Origin of the sequence: Metallococcus carri, from assembly GCF_011440275.1 — a bacterium.
Taxonomy (GTDB): domain Bacteria; phylum Actinomycetota; class Actinomycetes; order Actinomycetales; family Dermatophilaceae; genus Metallococcus; species Metallococcus carri.
Genome location: NZ_JAAOIV010000002.1, coordinates 382261 through 396896 on the forward strand (window position 1 = coordinate 382261; position 14636 = coordinate 396896).

Genomic DNA, 14636 nt, shown 5'->3' on the forward strand with positions numbered 1-14636 from the left:
CCGTCTCGAACCCTGTGCTCACACCCTAGACCCGAGGTCTGACAGCCTCTCCGACCTCACTTGCGATACTCGCGCTCGACCGTCGCGATGCGCACGGTGTAGTCGCGATACCAGACCCGGCGGCCGGTGGCCTGCACCCGCTCGTGCTCCGCAATACCCTTCCACGCCCGCGCGTCCTGCGCCGTGCGCCAGTAGCTCACCGTGATGCCGAAACCGGTCGCCGGGTCGCGCGCCGATTCGATCCCGAGATAACCGGGCTGCTGCGCCGCCAGCCGTTCCATCTGCTCTGCGGCCGCTGCGTAGCCGTGGTCTCCATCGGTGCGCAGGGAGCTGAAAATCACTGCGGTGTATGGCGGTTCGCACTCCACCCCCAGCGTCCGCCCGGTCTCCTGCTCGCTCATGACCCCAAGCCCACCACGACGACGCCGGATCCGCGAGCCCACCCGCAGGCGCCCACGCCACTCACATGCCGTCACCTCACCCGCAGACGCTGATCACGGCATGCGAGTGCGCGCAACGCATGCGAGTGGCCGGACGGTCTGCAAGTAGCGCCCGGCAGACATGCCAAGATCGGGCATGGCCACTTTTGACGACGCCCAGATTCACCAGCAGATCGACGCCCTCGTGCAGGAGGAGCGCACGCTGCGCGAGAAGCTCGGTCGCGGCGAGATCACCGCCGCCGAGGAGCGGCAGCGCTTGCAGGCGGCCGAGACCACCCTCGACCGGCTGTGGGACCTGCTGCGCCGCCGCGACGCCCGCCGCGAGTTCGGCGAGAACCCCGATGACGCGACCGAGCAGTCGGCCACGGTCGTCGAGGGCTACCAGCAGTAGCCCTCAACCGAGCAGCAGCGCCTCAGCCGCGTCGATCAACTCGGGCAGCGGCCGAGTCGCGTCCAGCTCGACGGTCGCCGACCGGCGGATGAGCGGCTCGACCGTCTCGACATACTCGGCGATTTCGGCCTGCTGCTCCGTGGTGCGACCGTAGGGATTGTTGGTGCGTGACCGCACCCGCGCGAGCAGCACGTCGAGCGGCGCGTAGAGATAGACGACCTGCTCGAACCGGTCGTAGAAGCGACCCTGGTTCTGCGCCGTCCCGCTGACCGCGATCGTCGGGTGCGTCTCGAGCAGCTGCGCCATCCGTGCTTCGTCCCAGAGCGCGCCCGGCAGCTCCCAGCCGTCGTAGTCGGTGTCGACGATCGGATGGCCCCGCCGACCGAGACCCTCGAGCACCGAGGTTTTGCCCGCTCCGGACATGCCGGTCAGCAGGATCCGGGCCATCAGTGCGTATGCCGGAGCGCGAGTCGGCGCAGCTCATCCACGGCCGCGGCGGCATCGTCGGCGCCGTAGACGGCCGAGCCCGCCACGAAGACATCCGCACCCGCCTCGGCACACTGCTCGATGGTCTTGGCTGACACGCCCCCGTCGACCTGGATCCACACCTCGCCGCCGAATCGCTCGACGGCAGAACGCACTTCGCGCACCTTGGGCATCTGATCGGCCATGAAACTCTGGCCACCGAAACCCGGCTCGACGGTCATCACCAGGATCATGTCGAGCTCGGGCAGCAGGTCGGCATACGGCCCGAATGGCGTGCCCGGCTTGAGTGCCATTGACGCGCGCGCACCGGCCGCGCGCAGGTTGCGCGCGAGCCGCACCGGATCCTTGGCGGCCTCCACGTGGAAGGTCACGCTCCCCGCCCCCGCCTCGGCGTATGCCGGGGCCCACCGGTCGGGATCGTCGATCATCAGGTGACAGTCGAGCGGGATCGGGCTGACCGCCAGCAACGACTCCACGACGGGCAACCCGATCGTCAGGTTGGGGACGAAGTGGTTGTCCATGACGTCGATGTGGGCCCAGTCGGCGTTGGCGATCCGCTGCAGTTCGTCGCCCAGGCGGGCGAAGTCGGCATTCAGGATGCTGGGGGCGATCTGCATCAAGACTCCGAATCTGGTTGTGCGACAGGCGATTTGCGCAGGAGAGCGAAGAACATGGCGTCGGTGTGGTGGCGGTGTGGCCACAGCTGCACCCACGGCCCGTCGCCGACGCCCTCGATGGCCGAGCCGTCGGCGGCACGGAAGTAGGGCCGGGCATCCTCGGCCGTCACCTCTGGATGGGCCGTGAGTGCGTCGCGCACGACCTGGACGGTTTCGGCCAGGTGCGGCGAGCAGGTGGCATAGCCGATGACGCCACCTGGTCGGGTCGCCCGGATCGCCGAGTCGAGCAACTCCCCCTGCAGCACGGTGAGGTCACCCAGGTCGGCGACGGTCTTGCGCCAGCGGGCCTCCGGCCGGCGGCGCAGCGCTCCGAGCCCGGTGCAAGGCGCATCGACCAGGACCCGGTCGTAGGTATCCGGCTCCTCCCCACCGAGCTCGCGCCCGTCGCCGGTGCCGATCATCACCTCGGCGCCAGCATCCAGTGCCGCGGCCATGGTGCGACGGACGAGTTCGGTGCGCTTGGGGTTGACCTCGTTGGCGAAGAGCACGGCACCCTGCTCATGCGCCAAGGTCGCGAGCAGTGCCGCCTTGCCGCCGGGACCGGCGCACAGGTCCAGCCACTCCTCGTGGTCACGTCCGGTCCCCGGCACCGCGGCCATCGCCAGCGCGAGCAATTGGGACCCTTCGTCCTGCACCGCCGCCCGGGTTTCGCGCACCGCGGGCAGCGCGCCGGGGTCGCCCTCCCAGGTGGCGGCGACCGGCGACATCGAGGACGCCACGGCGCCGGCGGCGACGAGTTCGTCGACCGTGGCCAGGCCGGGGCGCGCGACGAGCGACACCGCGGCGGGTTCGTTGTCGGCGACCAGCAGATCCTCCAGCTCGGCGGCCTGCTCGCCGAGCGAGGTGCGCAGGGCCCGCACGATCCATTCCGGGTGCGAATGCTCGATCGCGAGAGCCGCGTCCCCGCTGAGCCCGCCGGTCACCTCGGCGACCCAGTCCTCGCGGGAACGTTCGCTGATGCGGCGCAGCACCGCGTTGACGAAGCCTGCAGCGCCCGCGCCGTTGACCTCACGGGCCAGCGCGACGGTCTCGGAGGCCGCGGCATGGGAGGGCACCCGCATGCCGAGCAACTGGTGGGCGCCGAGGCGCATCGTCGACAGCACGGGCGCGTCGATCTGGCTGACCGGCCGGCCCGCCGCGCGCTCGATCACCGCGTCATAGAAGCCGCGCATCCGCAACGAGCCATAACACAGCTCGGAGGCGAAGGCGGCGTCACGGCCACCAATTCCGTTGTGGCGCAGCAGTTTTGGCAGCTCGAGGTTGGCATAGGCGCCGTCGTCGACGGCCCGCAGCACATCCCAGGCGGCGCGCCGGGCCGGGTCGCCCGCCCGGCGGCGCTGGGACGGCGCGGCTGCGCTGCGGTAACCCTGGTTGCCGCGCCGAGCCTGCGAGCGCTGACGGCCGCGGTCGTCGCGCCGCTCGGTGCGAAACCTCTCCTCCCGCTGCTCGCGACTCTCGCGCCGATCGTCGTCCCGACGGCCGCCACTGCGGCCACCGCCGCCCCGCCGATCGTCGCGCGAGCCTCCTCGCCTCTCGTCAGCCACCGAGCCGCTCCTCGTCCTCGATCCGTGCGCCGCGCGCCCAGTCGGCGCCGGTCACCGCCTTGCGGCCGTGCGGCTGCACCTGCAGCAATTCGACCGCCCCGCTGCCCGCACCGACGACGACCTGTTGCTTGCCGACCCGCAGCTGACCAGCCGCCAAACCGTCATCGGGGGCCGGCCGCGCGGCGAGCACCTTGAGCCGCGCGCCGCGGAAGGTCGTCCACGCGCCGGGCGCCGGAGTGCAGGCGCGGATCCGCCGGTCCACCGCGAATCCTGGCTCGTGCCAACGGATTTCGGCGTCAGCGACCTCGATCTTCGGGGCCATCGACACGCCATCGGCCGGCTGCGGCACCGCCTGCACCGAGCCGTCCTCGAGCCCGTCCAGGGTCGCCACCAGCAGGCCGGCCCCCGCCGAGGCCAGCCGTCCTAACAACTCCCCCGCGGTGTCCGACGGACCGATCGGCTCGGTCATCGTGCCGAGCACCGGCCCGGTGTCCATGCCCTGGTCCAGCACGAAGGTCGTCGCCCCGGTGACCTCGTCGCCGTGCAGCAGCGCGTGCTGCACCGGCGCCGCTCCGCGCCAGGCCGGCAGCAGCGAGAAGTGCAGGTTGATCCAGCCGTGGCGCGGCACCTCGCGAGCGGCGCGCGGCACGAGCGCGCCATACGCCACGACGGGGCACGCGTCCGGGCGCAGGTCGGCCAGCGCCGCCACGAAGGCCGGCTCGCGCGGGTGCTGCGGCGTCAGCACCGGCACCCCGGCTTCCTCGGCCACGACGCGCACCGGAGAGGGCCGCAGCGACCGGCCGCGCCCGGCCGGCGCGTCCGGCCGGGTCACCACCCCCACCACCTCGTGCCGTGAACCCAGCAGCGCCCGCAGCGACGGCACCGCCGCCTCCGGGGTTCCGGCGAAGACCACCCGCACGGCTACCAGGCCCGTCCGTAGGTCGGATGCGGACTCTCGCGCACGATCGGGCCCGGCATACCGGCCCATTCGGCATTGCGGATCTGCTTCATCGCCGCACGGCGGGTCGCGGTGTCCAGCCGGTCGACGAAGAGCACGCCGTCGAGATGGTCGGTCTCGTGCTGCACCGCGCGCGCCAGCCGCCGCGTCCCCTCGAGCACCACCGGCTCGCCGTGTTGGTCGAAGCCGCGCGCCACCACATGCAGCGCCCGCGGCGTCGGCAGGTAGATGCCCGGGATCGACAGGCAACCCTCGTCGTCAACCTGCTGCTCCTGTGACAACGTCAGGTCGGGGTTGATCAGGTGCCCGAGCTCGCCGTCGACGTAGTAGGTGAACACCCGCAGCGGCACGCCGATCTGCGGCGCCGCGAGACCGGCACCGGGCGCGTGCATCATCGTGTCGGCGAGGTCCTTGACCAGGGTGCGCAGCTCGGCGTCGAAGTCGACGACAGGCTCGGCGACCGTCCGCAGCACGGGGTCGCCGAAGAGTCGAATCGGCTTGACGGACAACGTGATCAGCTCGCCTTGAGCGGCAGCCCGCGGGCCCGCAACTCCGAGCGCAGCGTGTCCGGATCGGTGAACTGCACCGCGTCCAGTCCGGCCAGCATCGCGCCCTGCACATTGGCGAGCGAGTCGTCGATGAAGACGCAGTCCTCCAGCCCGGCGACATGCTGCAGGCGCTCGGCCAGCACCTCGTAGATCTCCGGGTCGGGCTTGACCACGCCCTCCTCACCGGACACCACGATGTCGTCGAAGAGCTCCAGGAAGTCGTGCCGCTTGAGCGCTTCGGGGAAGGTCTCCTCCGACCAGTTGGTGAGCGCGAACAGCCGCACGCCCGCGGAGTGCAGCTCGCGCAGGATCGCCACGGTGCCCTCGATCGGTTCGCGCACCGACTCCCCGAAATTCGTGCGGTATGCCGTGAGCTCCCGCTCGTAGTGCGGATGCGTATCCGTCGCCTCCGCGATCGCCTCGGCCCACGGCCGGCCGGCGTCCTGCTCGAGGTTGAAACCGTGGAAGTCGAAATCGTCGAGGAAGGCACTGGCCTGCGCGTCGCCGACCTCCGCCGCGATGGCCCGTTGCGGATCCCAGCGGATCAACACATTGCCGAGGTCGAAGACGACCGCGGCCGGCGGTGAGGGCGCGAAGCGGGGGTCGTCGAGATCGGCCAGCTCGGCCGCGTCGAGTGCGGGGTCGTCCATGACCAGTCCAGGCTAGCGGTCGGCACGGCGCCTCAGCGCAACCACCCGTCCAGGTCAACGCGCACCTCAGAGCGTCGACGCGCACCTCAGAGCGCCGACCCGTCCAGGTCGACGCGCACGCTCACCCCGGAGCGATCCCGCTGCAACGCACGATGCGCGCGCAGCACCGCGACCGCCCGCGCGGCCTCGATCGCGGCGGCCAGCGGCGCCCGCAACAGCAGCCGCCAGTCGTGGGAACCGGGGATCGGCGCCGGTCCGACCGCGTCGTGCGTCTTGGCCAGGTCCTCGGCGACAAACTCCAACGCGGCCTTGCCACCCGTCGCGATCGCGGCCCAGGTGGTCGGCGGGAGCCCGAGCTCGGCCCGCTGCTCGCACTCGCGCTGGGCGAACCAGCCGGGCGCCCATCGCACCAGTGCCTGCACGACCGGCAGCGCGGGGTCGGCGCCGCACAGCACCACTGGCCCGCCGGGCCGCACCAGCGCCGCCGCAGCCAGCCATTGCCGCAGGGCCTGCTCGCCCGATTGCAGACCGGGACGCTCGGTGAGCGCCCAGCCGTCGAGCAGGATGGCCGCGGCATACCCGCCGTCGGCGACCGGCTCCGCGCCCGGGGTGGAGATCACCAGCGAGGCCTCGTGCGGCACGGTGTCCAGCACGATCTGGCCGGCGCCCGAGCGCCGCACCACCTCACCGGGGAAGGCCCGCCCGAGCTCTTCGGCGGTGCGCCGCGCGCCGACGACGGTCGCGCGCAGCCGGGTGCCCTCGCACTCCGGGCAGCGGTAACCGGTCACCTCCCGGTTGCACCACCCACAGACCAGGGCACCGTCGGCGTCCTCCTGCTGCAGCGGGCCCTGGCAGGTGGGGCAGCGCGCGGGCTCGCGGCATTCGGCACAGCGCAGCCGCGGGACATAGCCGCGCCGCGGCACCTGCACCAGCACCGGGCCGTCGGCCGCCAGCCCACGTCGGGCGGCCTCCCACGCGGCCGACGGGATGCGGGCGTTCGCGGCCGGGCCGTGCCGCACCTGCTCGCGCTCATCGCCGGCCACGCTGACCCGCGGGAGTTCCGTGCGGGCCGGCCGCCCGCCCACCTCGCGCACGACGCCGTCGTCGAGCCATTGCTGCACCGCCACCGATCGCGCGAAACCCCCCAGGACGTATGCCGCCCGCTCCTGCTCGTGCCGCACCCGCAGCACCTCCCGCACGTGCGGATAGGGCGCCCTGGGCTCAAGATGCAGGGGGTCCCCGTCGTCCCAGCAGACGACCAGGCCCAGGTCCGCCACCGGTGCGAAGGCGGCGGCGCGGGTGCCGACGACGCACCGCACGTGCCCGCGCAGGACCTTCAGCCAGGCGGTGTAGCGCGCCTGCGGTCCCTGATCGGCGGTGAGCTTGACGAAGGCATCGCGGCCGACCGCCTCCTCCAGCGCGGCCGCCACCCGCACCACATCGCGGTGATCCGGCACGACGATCAAGGCGCCCCGGCCGGCCGCGAGCGCCGTCGCCGCCAGCGCGGCCACCGAGGCTGGCCAGGCCGGTTCGCCGGGGGCCGCCAGCCAGGACGCCGCGGGAGCCTCGCCCGCCGCGATCCGGCGCAGCAGAGCGGGACCCGCGGCATACCTGCTCCAACAGGACGGGTCCGGTGCCGTGACGACGGGCGGGTCCACCGAGGCAGCCAGCGCGGCCTCGGCGCGGGCGTGCCGCGGCGGCACGGCGAGGCGCACCACGTCGGCGACATTGCCGGCATACCGCCTCGCGACCTCGCGGCACAGCGCCAGCAGCGTGGGGGTCAGCACCGGCTCCGGCGACACCACCCGGCGCAGGGGCACCAGCGCGCCGACATGTTCGGCGGTCGCGGTGCGGTCGACGACATAGCCGGCGAGCTCTTGCCCACCGAAGCGCACCCGCACCCGCGCACCCGGCTGGGCGGCCTCGGCCAGATCGGCCGGCACGGAGTATTCGAAGGTGCGGTCCAGATGCGCCAGCCCCACCTCGGCGAGCACGACCGCGACCGGCAGCTCACTCGCCGTCGGCCCGGCGGTCGCGGTGGGCCGCCGCCGGGAGGCGGTCTTGAGCAGCTGCAACTGCTCCGGCGTCCCGGGGTGCGGCTGATCGGTCACGGGTCAGTTATACGACGAGGCGAGGACACCGCGTGTCCTCGCCTCGTCGGTGCTGTGGATGACTCAGCCGGCCACCGCGCGCCGCAGGTCCTCGACCTTGTCGGTGCGCTCCCAGGTGAACGCGTTGTCCACGCCCGCAGCCTCGGTGCGGCCGAAGTGGCCGTAGGCCGCGGTCGGCTTGTAGATCGGGCGCAGCAGGTCCAGCTCCTGCACGAGCGCGGCCGGGCGCAGGTCGAAGACCTTGCCGATCGCGTTCTGGATCTTGTCCAGCGGGGCGGTCTCGGTGCCGAAGGTCTCGACATAGAGGCCGACCGGCTGGGCCTTGCCGATCGCGTAGGCGACCTGGACCTCGCAGCGCGAGGCCAGGCCCGCGGCCACGACATTCTTGGCGACCCAGCGCATCGCGTAGGCGGCCGACCGGTCCACCTTCGAGGGGTCCTTGCCGGAGAACGCGCCACCGCCGTGGCGGGCCATGCCGCCGTAGGTGTCGACGATGATCTTGCGGCCGGTGAGGCCGGCATCGCCCATCGGACCGCCGATGACGAAGGTGCCGGTCGGGTTGATCAGCTTGCGGTAGGCCGAGCTGTCCAGCTGCACGCCCGACGCGGCGAGCGACTCCAGCACCGGCCGGATCACGTGCTGGTCGATGTCCGGCTCGAGCTGGCCCTCCAGGTCGACGCCCTTCTCGTGCTGGGTGGACAGCACCACGGTGTCGAGCGCGACGGCCTTGTCGCCGTCATACGCGATGGTGACCTGGGTCTTGCCGTCCGGGCGCAGGTAGCCGAGCGTGCCGTCCTTGCGCACCTGGGTGAGGCGCTCGGAGAGGCGGTGGGCCAGGAAGATCGGCAGCGGCATGAGCTGCTCGGTGTCGTCGCAGGCGTAGCCGAACATCAGGCCCTGGTCGCCGGCGCCCTGGGCGTCCAGCTCGTCGCTGCCGCCGCCGACGCGGTTCTCGTGGCCGTGGTCCACGCCCTGGGCGATGTCGACCGACTGCTCTCCGATGGACACCGACACGCCGCAGGAGTGGCCGTCGAAGCCCTTCTCGGAGGAGTCGTAGCCGACCTCGACGATCGTGTCGCGCACCAGCTTGGCGATCGGGACATAACTCTCGGTGCGAACCTCACCGGCGATGTGCACCAGCCCGGTGGTGACCATCGTCTCGACGGCGACCCGCGAGTTCGGGTCCTGGGCGAGCATCGCATCGAGGATCGAGTCGCTGATCTGGTCGCAGATCTTGTCCGGATGTCCCTCGGTAACGGACTCGGAGGTGAACAGACGTGCCAAGGGCTATCTCCTTCATCGGGTGCAGCGGCTGCTGGCTGACGCGCGTTGAGGCAACGCGTCGCGCGCATCATATGCGGCGGGATAGGCCAACTCGTGTGATGTCCCAGATCGCGGCGGCGATGTCGTCCTTGCTCGCCGGTCCCACGGTGACGACCTCGTCGGTGCCCGGCCGCAGCAGGTACACCGTCGAGTCGTCCTGGCCGAAGGTCACGCCGTCACCGACCTCGTTGGCGACGAGCAGGTCGCACCCCTTGCGGGCGAGTTTCTCCCGGGCGTGGGTGAGCACGTCGCCGTCCGCGTCGCCGGTCTCAGCCGCGAAACCGACGATGTATGGCGTCCGCTCGCCTCCGCGGGCGGCGACCAGGTCGGCCAGGATGTCGGGATTGCGGACGAGCTCGATGACCGGCGCGTCCGGATCGTCGGCGCCGTAGCCCTTCTTGATCTTGCTGGCTGCCGGGGTCGCGGGACGGAAATCGGCGACCGCCGCCGCCATGACGATGACATCGCCCCCGGCGGACAGCACGGCCTCCCGCAACTGCTCGGCCGACTCGACCGGGACCAGGTCACAGCCCTCCGGCGCCGGCGTGTCGACCGTCGAGATCAAGGTGACCTGGGCGCCTCGGCGAGCGGCCTCGCGAGCCACGGCATACCCCTGCTTGCCCGAGGACCGGTTGCCGATGAAGCGGACCGGATCGATCGCCTCGCGGGTTCCGCCGGCGGTCACCACCACCCGCCGCCCCGCGAGGTACTCACTCGTCGTTGGTTGAGCGCTGTCCTGAGCTTGTCGAAGGGCAAGGGGCGAGCTTGCGCGCTCTTCACCCTTCGCTGGTTGAGCAAGGGGCGAGCTTGCGAGCCCCGCGTCGAAACCACCGTGCCCCAGATAGCGCGCGCAGTGCTCGAAGATCTGCTGCGGCTCGGGCAGCCGGCCCGGGCCGGTGTCGGCACCGGTCAGCCGGCCGGACGCCGGGTCGAGCACGTCGACGCCCCGCTCGCGCAGGGTCGCCACATTGGCCACGGTCGCCGGGTGCAGCCACATCTCGGTGTGCATCGCCGGGGCGAGCACCACCGGGCAGCGTGCCGTCAGCAGAGTGTTGGTGAGCAGGTCGTCGGCCATCCCGTGCGCGGCCCGGGCGAGCAGATCAGCCGTCGCCGGCGCAACCACCACGAGGTCGGCCTGCTGGCCGAGGCGGACATGCGGCACCTCGTGCACGTTGTCCCACACCTCGGTCGCCGCGGGACGGCCGGACAGCGCCGCCCAGGTGGGAGCGCCGACGAAGTGCAGCGCCGCCGCGGTGGGCACGACGGTGACCTCGTGCCCGGCCTCGGAGAACAACCGCAGCAGCGTGGCCGCCTTGTAGGCCGCGATCCCGCCGCCGACTCCGAGGACGATGCGCATCGACGCGGCTGATCAGGCCTCGGCCTGCTCGACGTCGAGCAGCCCTTCGTTGATCTCGCGCAGCGCGATGGACAGCGGCTTGTCGTTGATCTGAGAGTCGACCAGCGGGCCGACATACTCCAGCAGGCCCTCGGACAACTGCGAGTAGTACGCATTGATCTGGCGGGCCCGCTTCGCGCCGAGGATGACGAGCGCGTACTTGGAGTCGGCGACCGTCAGCAGGTCGTCGATCGGCGGGTTGGTGATGCCCTCGGGGGCGGCCTTGGTGCCGGACACGTGGAACTCTCGTTTCGTTGCTTCTCGGGGGTGCTCAGCGCGCTCGGTGAGCGTGCTGCTCCATCAAGTGTACGAGTTCCCCGGCAGCGCGCTCGACATCGTCGTTCACGATGGTCGTATCGAACTCCGCCTGCGCCGCCAGTTCGGTGCGTGCGGTGGCGAGGCGGACCTGCTGCTCCTCCTCGGACTCGGTGCCGCGGCCGATCAGCCGGTGCACCAGTTCGTCCCAGCTCGGCGGGGCCAGGAAGACGAAGTACGCCCCCGGCATACGCTCGCGCACCTGCCGTGCTCCCTGCAGGTCGATCTCCAACAGCGGCAGCCGGCCCGCGGCGAGCGCTTCTTCGACCGGGCGGCGCGGGGTGCCGTATGACGCCCGCCCGTGGACGACGGCATACTCCAGCAGCTCACCGGCGGCGACCATGTCGGCGAAGGTCTGGTCGCCGACGAAGTGGTAGTGCACCCCGTCGACCTCCCCCGGCCGCGGTGGGCGGGTGGTCACCGAGACCGACAGCCACACCTGCGGGAAATGCTCGCGGACGTAGGCCGCGACCGTGCCCTTGCCGACCGCGGTGGGACCGGCGAGTACGAACAGCGTCGACATCAGGCGTCGAAACGCTCCAGCAGCGCGCTGACCTGGTGCGCACCGAGGCCGCGCACGCGACGGGTCTGGGCGATGCCGATCTCCTCCATGATCTGCTTCGCGCGCACCCGGCCGACCCCGGGCAGCGACTCCAGCAGCGCCGACACCTTCATCTTGCCGATCACCTCGTTGGTGCGACCCTCGTCGATCACCTCGCGCAGTGACCCCTCGGCGTTCTTGAGGCGGTTCTTCACCGCCGCCCGCTCCCGCCGCGCGGCCGCAGCCTTCTGCAGGGCTTCGGCTCGTTGTTCGGGGGTGAGCTGCGGCAGGGCCACTGGTCGGTCTCCTCGGGGTGGTCGGCGAAGCCAGTCTGGCGGACAGAGTATGCCGAGCAACCTAGCGACGGGCGTCGTGGGCGGCAACGCGAACGCCGGAACCCACCGTCGCGCCCGTCTCCCGGCGTTCGCCACACCTGTAGTAGAGGAATCCGGCGGCTATAGCGACCCGCCTCCGCCCGGTCTTCACCACACCTGTAGTAGAGGAATCCGGCGGCGATAGCGACCGCTTCCCCTTGCTACCGGTGTCGAGGTCTTCTACAGCGGTAGTAAGGGAATCCGGTGGTTATAGCGACCGCTTTCCTCTACTACGGCTGTGGGAGGGCGGCGGCGACCTCGCCCGCCGTCCGGGTGACCGCATCGCGCAGCGCGGACAGGTCCGGCCCCGCGGCGAGGATCGCGCGGGAACTCGTCGGCAGCACCAACCCGGCCGCCGGACCGAACGCGCGGGCGATGCCGTCGGCGGTGGCGCCCTGAGCACCGAGCCCCGGCGCGAGCAGCGGCGCCCGGGACGCCGCCAGCGCCTCGGCCAGACCCAGGTCGGCGATGTCCTTGCCCGTCGTCGCACCGACGACCAGCCCGGTGTCGCCGAAGCGGCCCTCCCCCGCGTTGCGTTCGGTCACCGCCGCGATGATCGACTCGGCCACCGTGCGTCCGTCGTCGCCACGCGCGTGCTGCACCTGCCCCCCTTCGGGGTTGGAGGTGAGCGCCAGCACGAACACCCCGTCCCCGGACGCCTCGGCCAGGTCGAGCGCCGGGTCCAGACTGCCGAACCCGAGGAACGGACTCACCGTGATCGCGTCGGCGTGCGTCGGCGCCTGCGGTCCGAGATGAGCCGAGGCGTATGCCGCCATCGTGCTGCCGATGTCTCCGCGTTTGACGTCCAACAGTGTCAGGGTGTCGGCCTCACGCAACGCATCGAGGGTGCGTTCGAGCACCGCCACCCCCGCCGCGCCGAACCGCTCGAAGAAGGCCGCCTGCGGTTTGACGAGGGCGACCCGGCCGGCATACGCCTCGACGCAGCGGTCCGCGAACTCACCGAGCCCCTCCGCATCGACGCTCAGTCCCCACGCGTCCAGCAGCGCTTCGTGCGGGTCGATGCCGGCGCACAGCGGCCCGAACTGGTCCACCGCCTCTTCCAGCCTGGCCCCGAATCGCTGCGAATCTGCTTGTGCCACAGTCCATCTCCTAGTGATCGTGCGCGATGCCGATGAGGTCGAGCACATGGTCGAAGCCGCGCTCGCGCACCGCTTCGACGAGGCCGGCGACGACGGCGGCAGCGGCGTCGGGGTCGTGCAGCAACGCCGTGCCCAACTGGACCGCGCTGGCCCCGGCCGCCAGTGCCGCGGCCGCGTCCTGACCCGACCGGATGCCGCCCACCGCGACCAACGGGATCGGCGGCAGCCGACCCGAGCGCACCGCCGCCCGCAGATCCCACACGGCCCGCAGCGTGATCGGCAGCAGCGCCGGGCCGGACAGTCCGCTGGACGCCGGATCGATGACCGGGCGCAGCGTCGCCGGGTCGAGCAACAAGCCGCGCACCGGCGAGGTCACCACCAGCGCGCTCGCACCGGCCTTCACACAGCCCCGCGCCACCTCGACCAGGTCGGTCACGTCGGCGCACAGCTTGGCGAAGATCGGCACCCCGCTCGGCACCGATTCCCGCACTCGCGCAACGACTTTCGTCGCGCCGAACTCGTCATACGCGAAGGGCCGATGCGAGTTCTTGGCGTCCACGGACGCGAGCTGGATCTCGACGCCCGCGACCCGCCGCATCAGGCTCCCCCGGCGCAGCCCGGACGCCACCTCGGCGAAATCACCGCTGGTGTTGCCCGCCAGCGAGACGATCACCGGCGGCACCCCTTCGTGGTCCCACGGGAGCGCGGTCGGGCGCAGTCGCTCGACGCCGTATGACGGGCGCACGGTCGGCGCCAGCAGGCCGCTGGGCGCCTCGCGCAGCACGGCCCGGTGCGCGGCGGCGCGCGTGCGCGCGGTGAGCGACGGCGTGACGATCGCGCCCAGGTCGTCCTGCACACCGAGCCGCACGAGTTCGCGGCCGAAGGCCACGCACCCGGCCGCTCCGATGACCGGAACGCGCAGTCTCAGCCCACCGATCTCCACCTCGGTGCCGATGTCGCTCATCCCAGCTCCTCGGCGAGCGCAGCCCAGTCCACCCGGTCCCCGCGCAGCACCGCGCCCTCGGTGCAGCCGCGGATCGTATGCCGCATTCCGTCGTCGGCGCGCACCGGGATTTCGCAACTGCCGCACAGGCCGGTGCCGCACGGCATGTCCTCGTCGACGCAGCACTGCACGACGACCCCGAACGGCCGGGCGACCTCGACCACGGGTGCCAGGTGGCGCGCCCGGCCGGCGGCATACACAACGGCAATTTCGCTGGTGCGCAATTGAGTTCGCACGCGCGCCGCGAGGTCCGCACCGAGCTCGGGGTCCGCTCCGGTGAGCACCGTGACGCTGCCGGCGATGCGGCGCGCCTCGATGACGCCGACCAGATGCCGGTCGTCCGGACCGGCGAGGGTGAGGTCGACCCGGCACCCTCGATCGCGCAGGTGCGCCGCCAGCCAGCCCACCGGCGCGGCCGACGCGCCCACGCCGACGACGAGCACGTCCACCCCGGAGGTCGGCAGCGGATAGGCCCGGCCCACCGGACCGATCATGGCCACCTCGTCGTGCGCGCGCAGGTCACCCAGCCACGCCATACCGGCGTCCAGCCCCGGGTCGACGATGACGTCGACCGTGCCGCCATAGGTGCCGCTCGGCGAGGCGGCCGCGATCGGCAGCGTGCGCCGGGACACCAGCGCGGACGCCGGGCCGCCGATCGCCACCGACACCATCTGGCCCGGCCGGGCGCGGTCGGCGATGTCCGGCGCCACGAGCGTGTGGTGGCGGAAGGCGCCCATCCGCCGCGTGGCGATGACCTCGGCCCGGGGTGCGCGCTGCAC

The 14636-nt window shown here is 72.0% G+C and carries 17 protein-coding genes; 1 reads left to right on the plus strand and 16 read right to left on the minus strand.

Features of this window, described 5'->3' with window-relative positions; all coding sequences use genetic code 11:
- Positions 1–56 precede the first annotated feature (56 nt).
- On the minus strand, positions 57–401 hold the full coding sequence (locus G9U51_RS04265) for an antibiotic biosynthesis monooxygenase family protein (protein ID WP_166193661.1): 345 nt from the start codon (positions 399–401) through the stop codon (positions 57–59).
- 175 nt (positions 402–576) lie between these two features.
- On the opposite strand from G9U51_RS04265, the gene G9U51_RS04270 reads away from it, so the two are divergent.
- Complete coding sequence (locus G9U51_RS04270) at positions 577–831, plus strand: DUF2630 family protein (protein ID WP_166193664.1); 255 nt, start codon at positions 577–579, stop codon at positions 829–831.
- A 3-nt stretch (positions 832–834) separates the two neighbouring features.
- On the opposite strand, the gene G9U51_RS04275 is transcribed toward G9U51_RS04270, so the two are convergent.
- The 15 genes from G9U51_RS04275 to G9U51_RS04345 all read right to left on the minus strand — a co-directional run bounded on the left by G9U51_RS04275 (position 835) and on the right by G9U51_RS04345 (position 14636).
- Positions 835–1278, minus strand: coding sequence for an AAA family ATPase (locus tag G9U51_RS04275; RefSeq protein ID WP_166193667.1), 444 nt, complete (start codon positions 1276–1278; stop codon positions 835–837).
- The gene (gene rpe / locus G9U51_RS04280; protein ID WP_166193670.1) at positions 1278–1934 is read right to left on the minus strand and encodes a ribulose-phosphate 3-epimerase; all 657 of its coding nucleotides are present in this window, start codon (positions 1932–1934) and stop codon (positions 1278–1280) included. Before rpe ends, G9U51_RS04275 begins: the two co-directional genes overlap by 1 nt.
- Entirely contained in the window at positions 1934–3538 is a 1605-nt protein-coding gene (locus G9U51_RS04285) for an RsmB/NOP family class I SAM-dependent RNA methyltransferase (RefSeq protein WP_166193673.1), read from the minus strand. The genes rpe and G9U51_RS04285 overlap by 1 nt, the downstream gene beginning before the upstream one ends.
- The gene (gene fmt, locus G9U51_RS04290) at positions 3531–4457 is read right to left on the minus strand and encodes a methionyl-tRNA formyltransferase (RefSeq protein WP_166193676.1); all 927 of its coding nucleotides are present in this window, start codon (positions 4455–4457) and stop codon (positions 3531–3533) included. Before fmt ends, G9U51_RS04285 begins: the two co-directional genes overlap by 8 nt.
- 2 nt (positions 4458–4459) lie before the next feature.
- A complete protein-coding gene (gene def, locus G9U51_RS04295; RefSeq protein WP_166193679.1) occupies positions 4460–5005 on the minus strand; it encodes a peptide deformylase in 546 nt (181 codons plus the stop codon).
- Between the two features lie 5 nt (positions 5006–5010).
- On the minus strand, positions 5011–5694 hold the full coding sequence (locus G9U51_RS04300) for an HAD family hydrolase (RefSeq protein ID WP_166193682.1): 684 nt from the start codon (positions 5692–5694) through the stop codon (positions 5011–5013).
- An 86-nt stretch (positions 5695–5780) separates the two neighbouring features.
- Positions 5781–7805, minus strand: coding sequence for a primosomal protein N' family DNA-binding protein (locus G9U51_RS04305; RefSeq protein WP_166193685.1), 2025 nt, complete (start codon positions 7803–7805; stop codon positions 5781–5783).
- 63 nt (positions 7806–7868) lie between these two features.
- Positions 7869–9089: a methionine adenosyltransferase gene (metK, locus tag G9U51_RS04310; protein ID WP_166193688.1), complete on the minus strand. Its 1221-nt coding sequence runs from the start codon at positions 9087–9089 to the stop codon at positions 7869–7871.
- A gap of 67 nt (positions 9090–9156) precedes the next feature.
- On the minus strand, positions 9157–10485 hold the full coding sequence (locus tag G9U51_RS04315; protein ID WP_166193691.1) for a bifunctional phosphopantothenoylcysteine decarboxylase/phosphopantothenate synthase: 1329 nt from the start codon (positions 10483–10485) through the stop codon (positions 9157–9159).
- A gap of 12 nt (positions 10486–10497) precedes the next feature.
- Positions 10498–10761: a DNA-directed RNA polymerase subunit omega gene (gene rpoZ, locus G9U51_RS04320; RefSeq protein WP_166193694.1), complete on the minus strand. Its 264-nt coding sequence runs from the start codon at positions 10759–10761 to the stop codon at positions 10498–10500.
- Between the two features lie 34 nt (positions 10762–10795).
- Entirely contained in the window at positions 10796–11362 is a 567-nt protein-coding gene (gmk, locus tag G9U51_RS04325; protein WP_166193697.1) for a guanylate kinase, read from the minus strand.
- Positions 11362–11676: an integration host factor, actinobacterial type gene (gene mihF, locus G9U51_RS04330; protein WP_166193700.1), complete on the minus strand. Its 315-nt coding sequence runs from the start codon at positions 11674–11676 to the stop codon at positions 11362–11364. The genes gmk and mihF overlap by 1 nt, the downstream gene beginning before the upstream one ends.
- Before the next feature lie 308 nt (positions 11677–11984).
- Positions 11985–12854 (minus strand): orotidine-5'-phosphate decarboxylase, encoded by an 870-nt coding sequence (gene pyrF / locus G9U51_RS04335; RefSeq protein ID WP_328823302.1) that lies wholly within the window; start codon positions 12852–12854, stop codon positions 11985–11987.
- A 10-nt stretch (positions 12855–12864) separates the two neighbouring features.
- Positions 12865–13818, minus strand: coding sequence for a nitronate monooxygenase (locus tag G9U51_RS04340; protein WP_166193707.1), 954 nt, complete (start codon positions 13816–13818; stop codon positions 12865–12867).
- On the minus strand, positions 13815–14636 hold the full coding sequence (locus G9U51_RS04345) for an iron-sulfur cluster-binding protein (protein ID WP_328823303.1): 822 nt from the start codon (positions 14634–14636) through the stop codon (positions 13815–13817). The genes G9U51_RS04340 and G9U51_RS04345 overlap by 4 nt, the downstream gene beginning before the upstream one ends.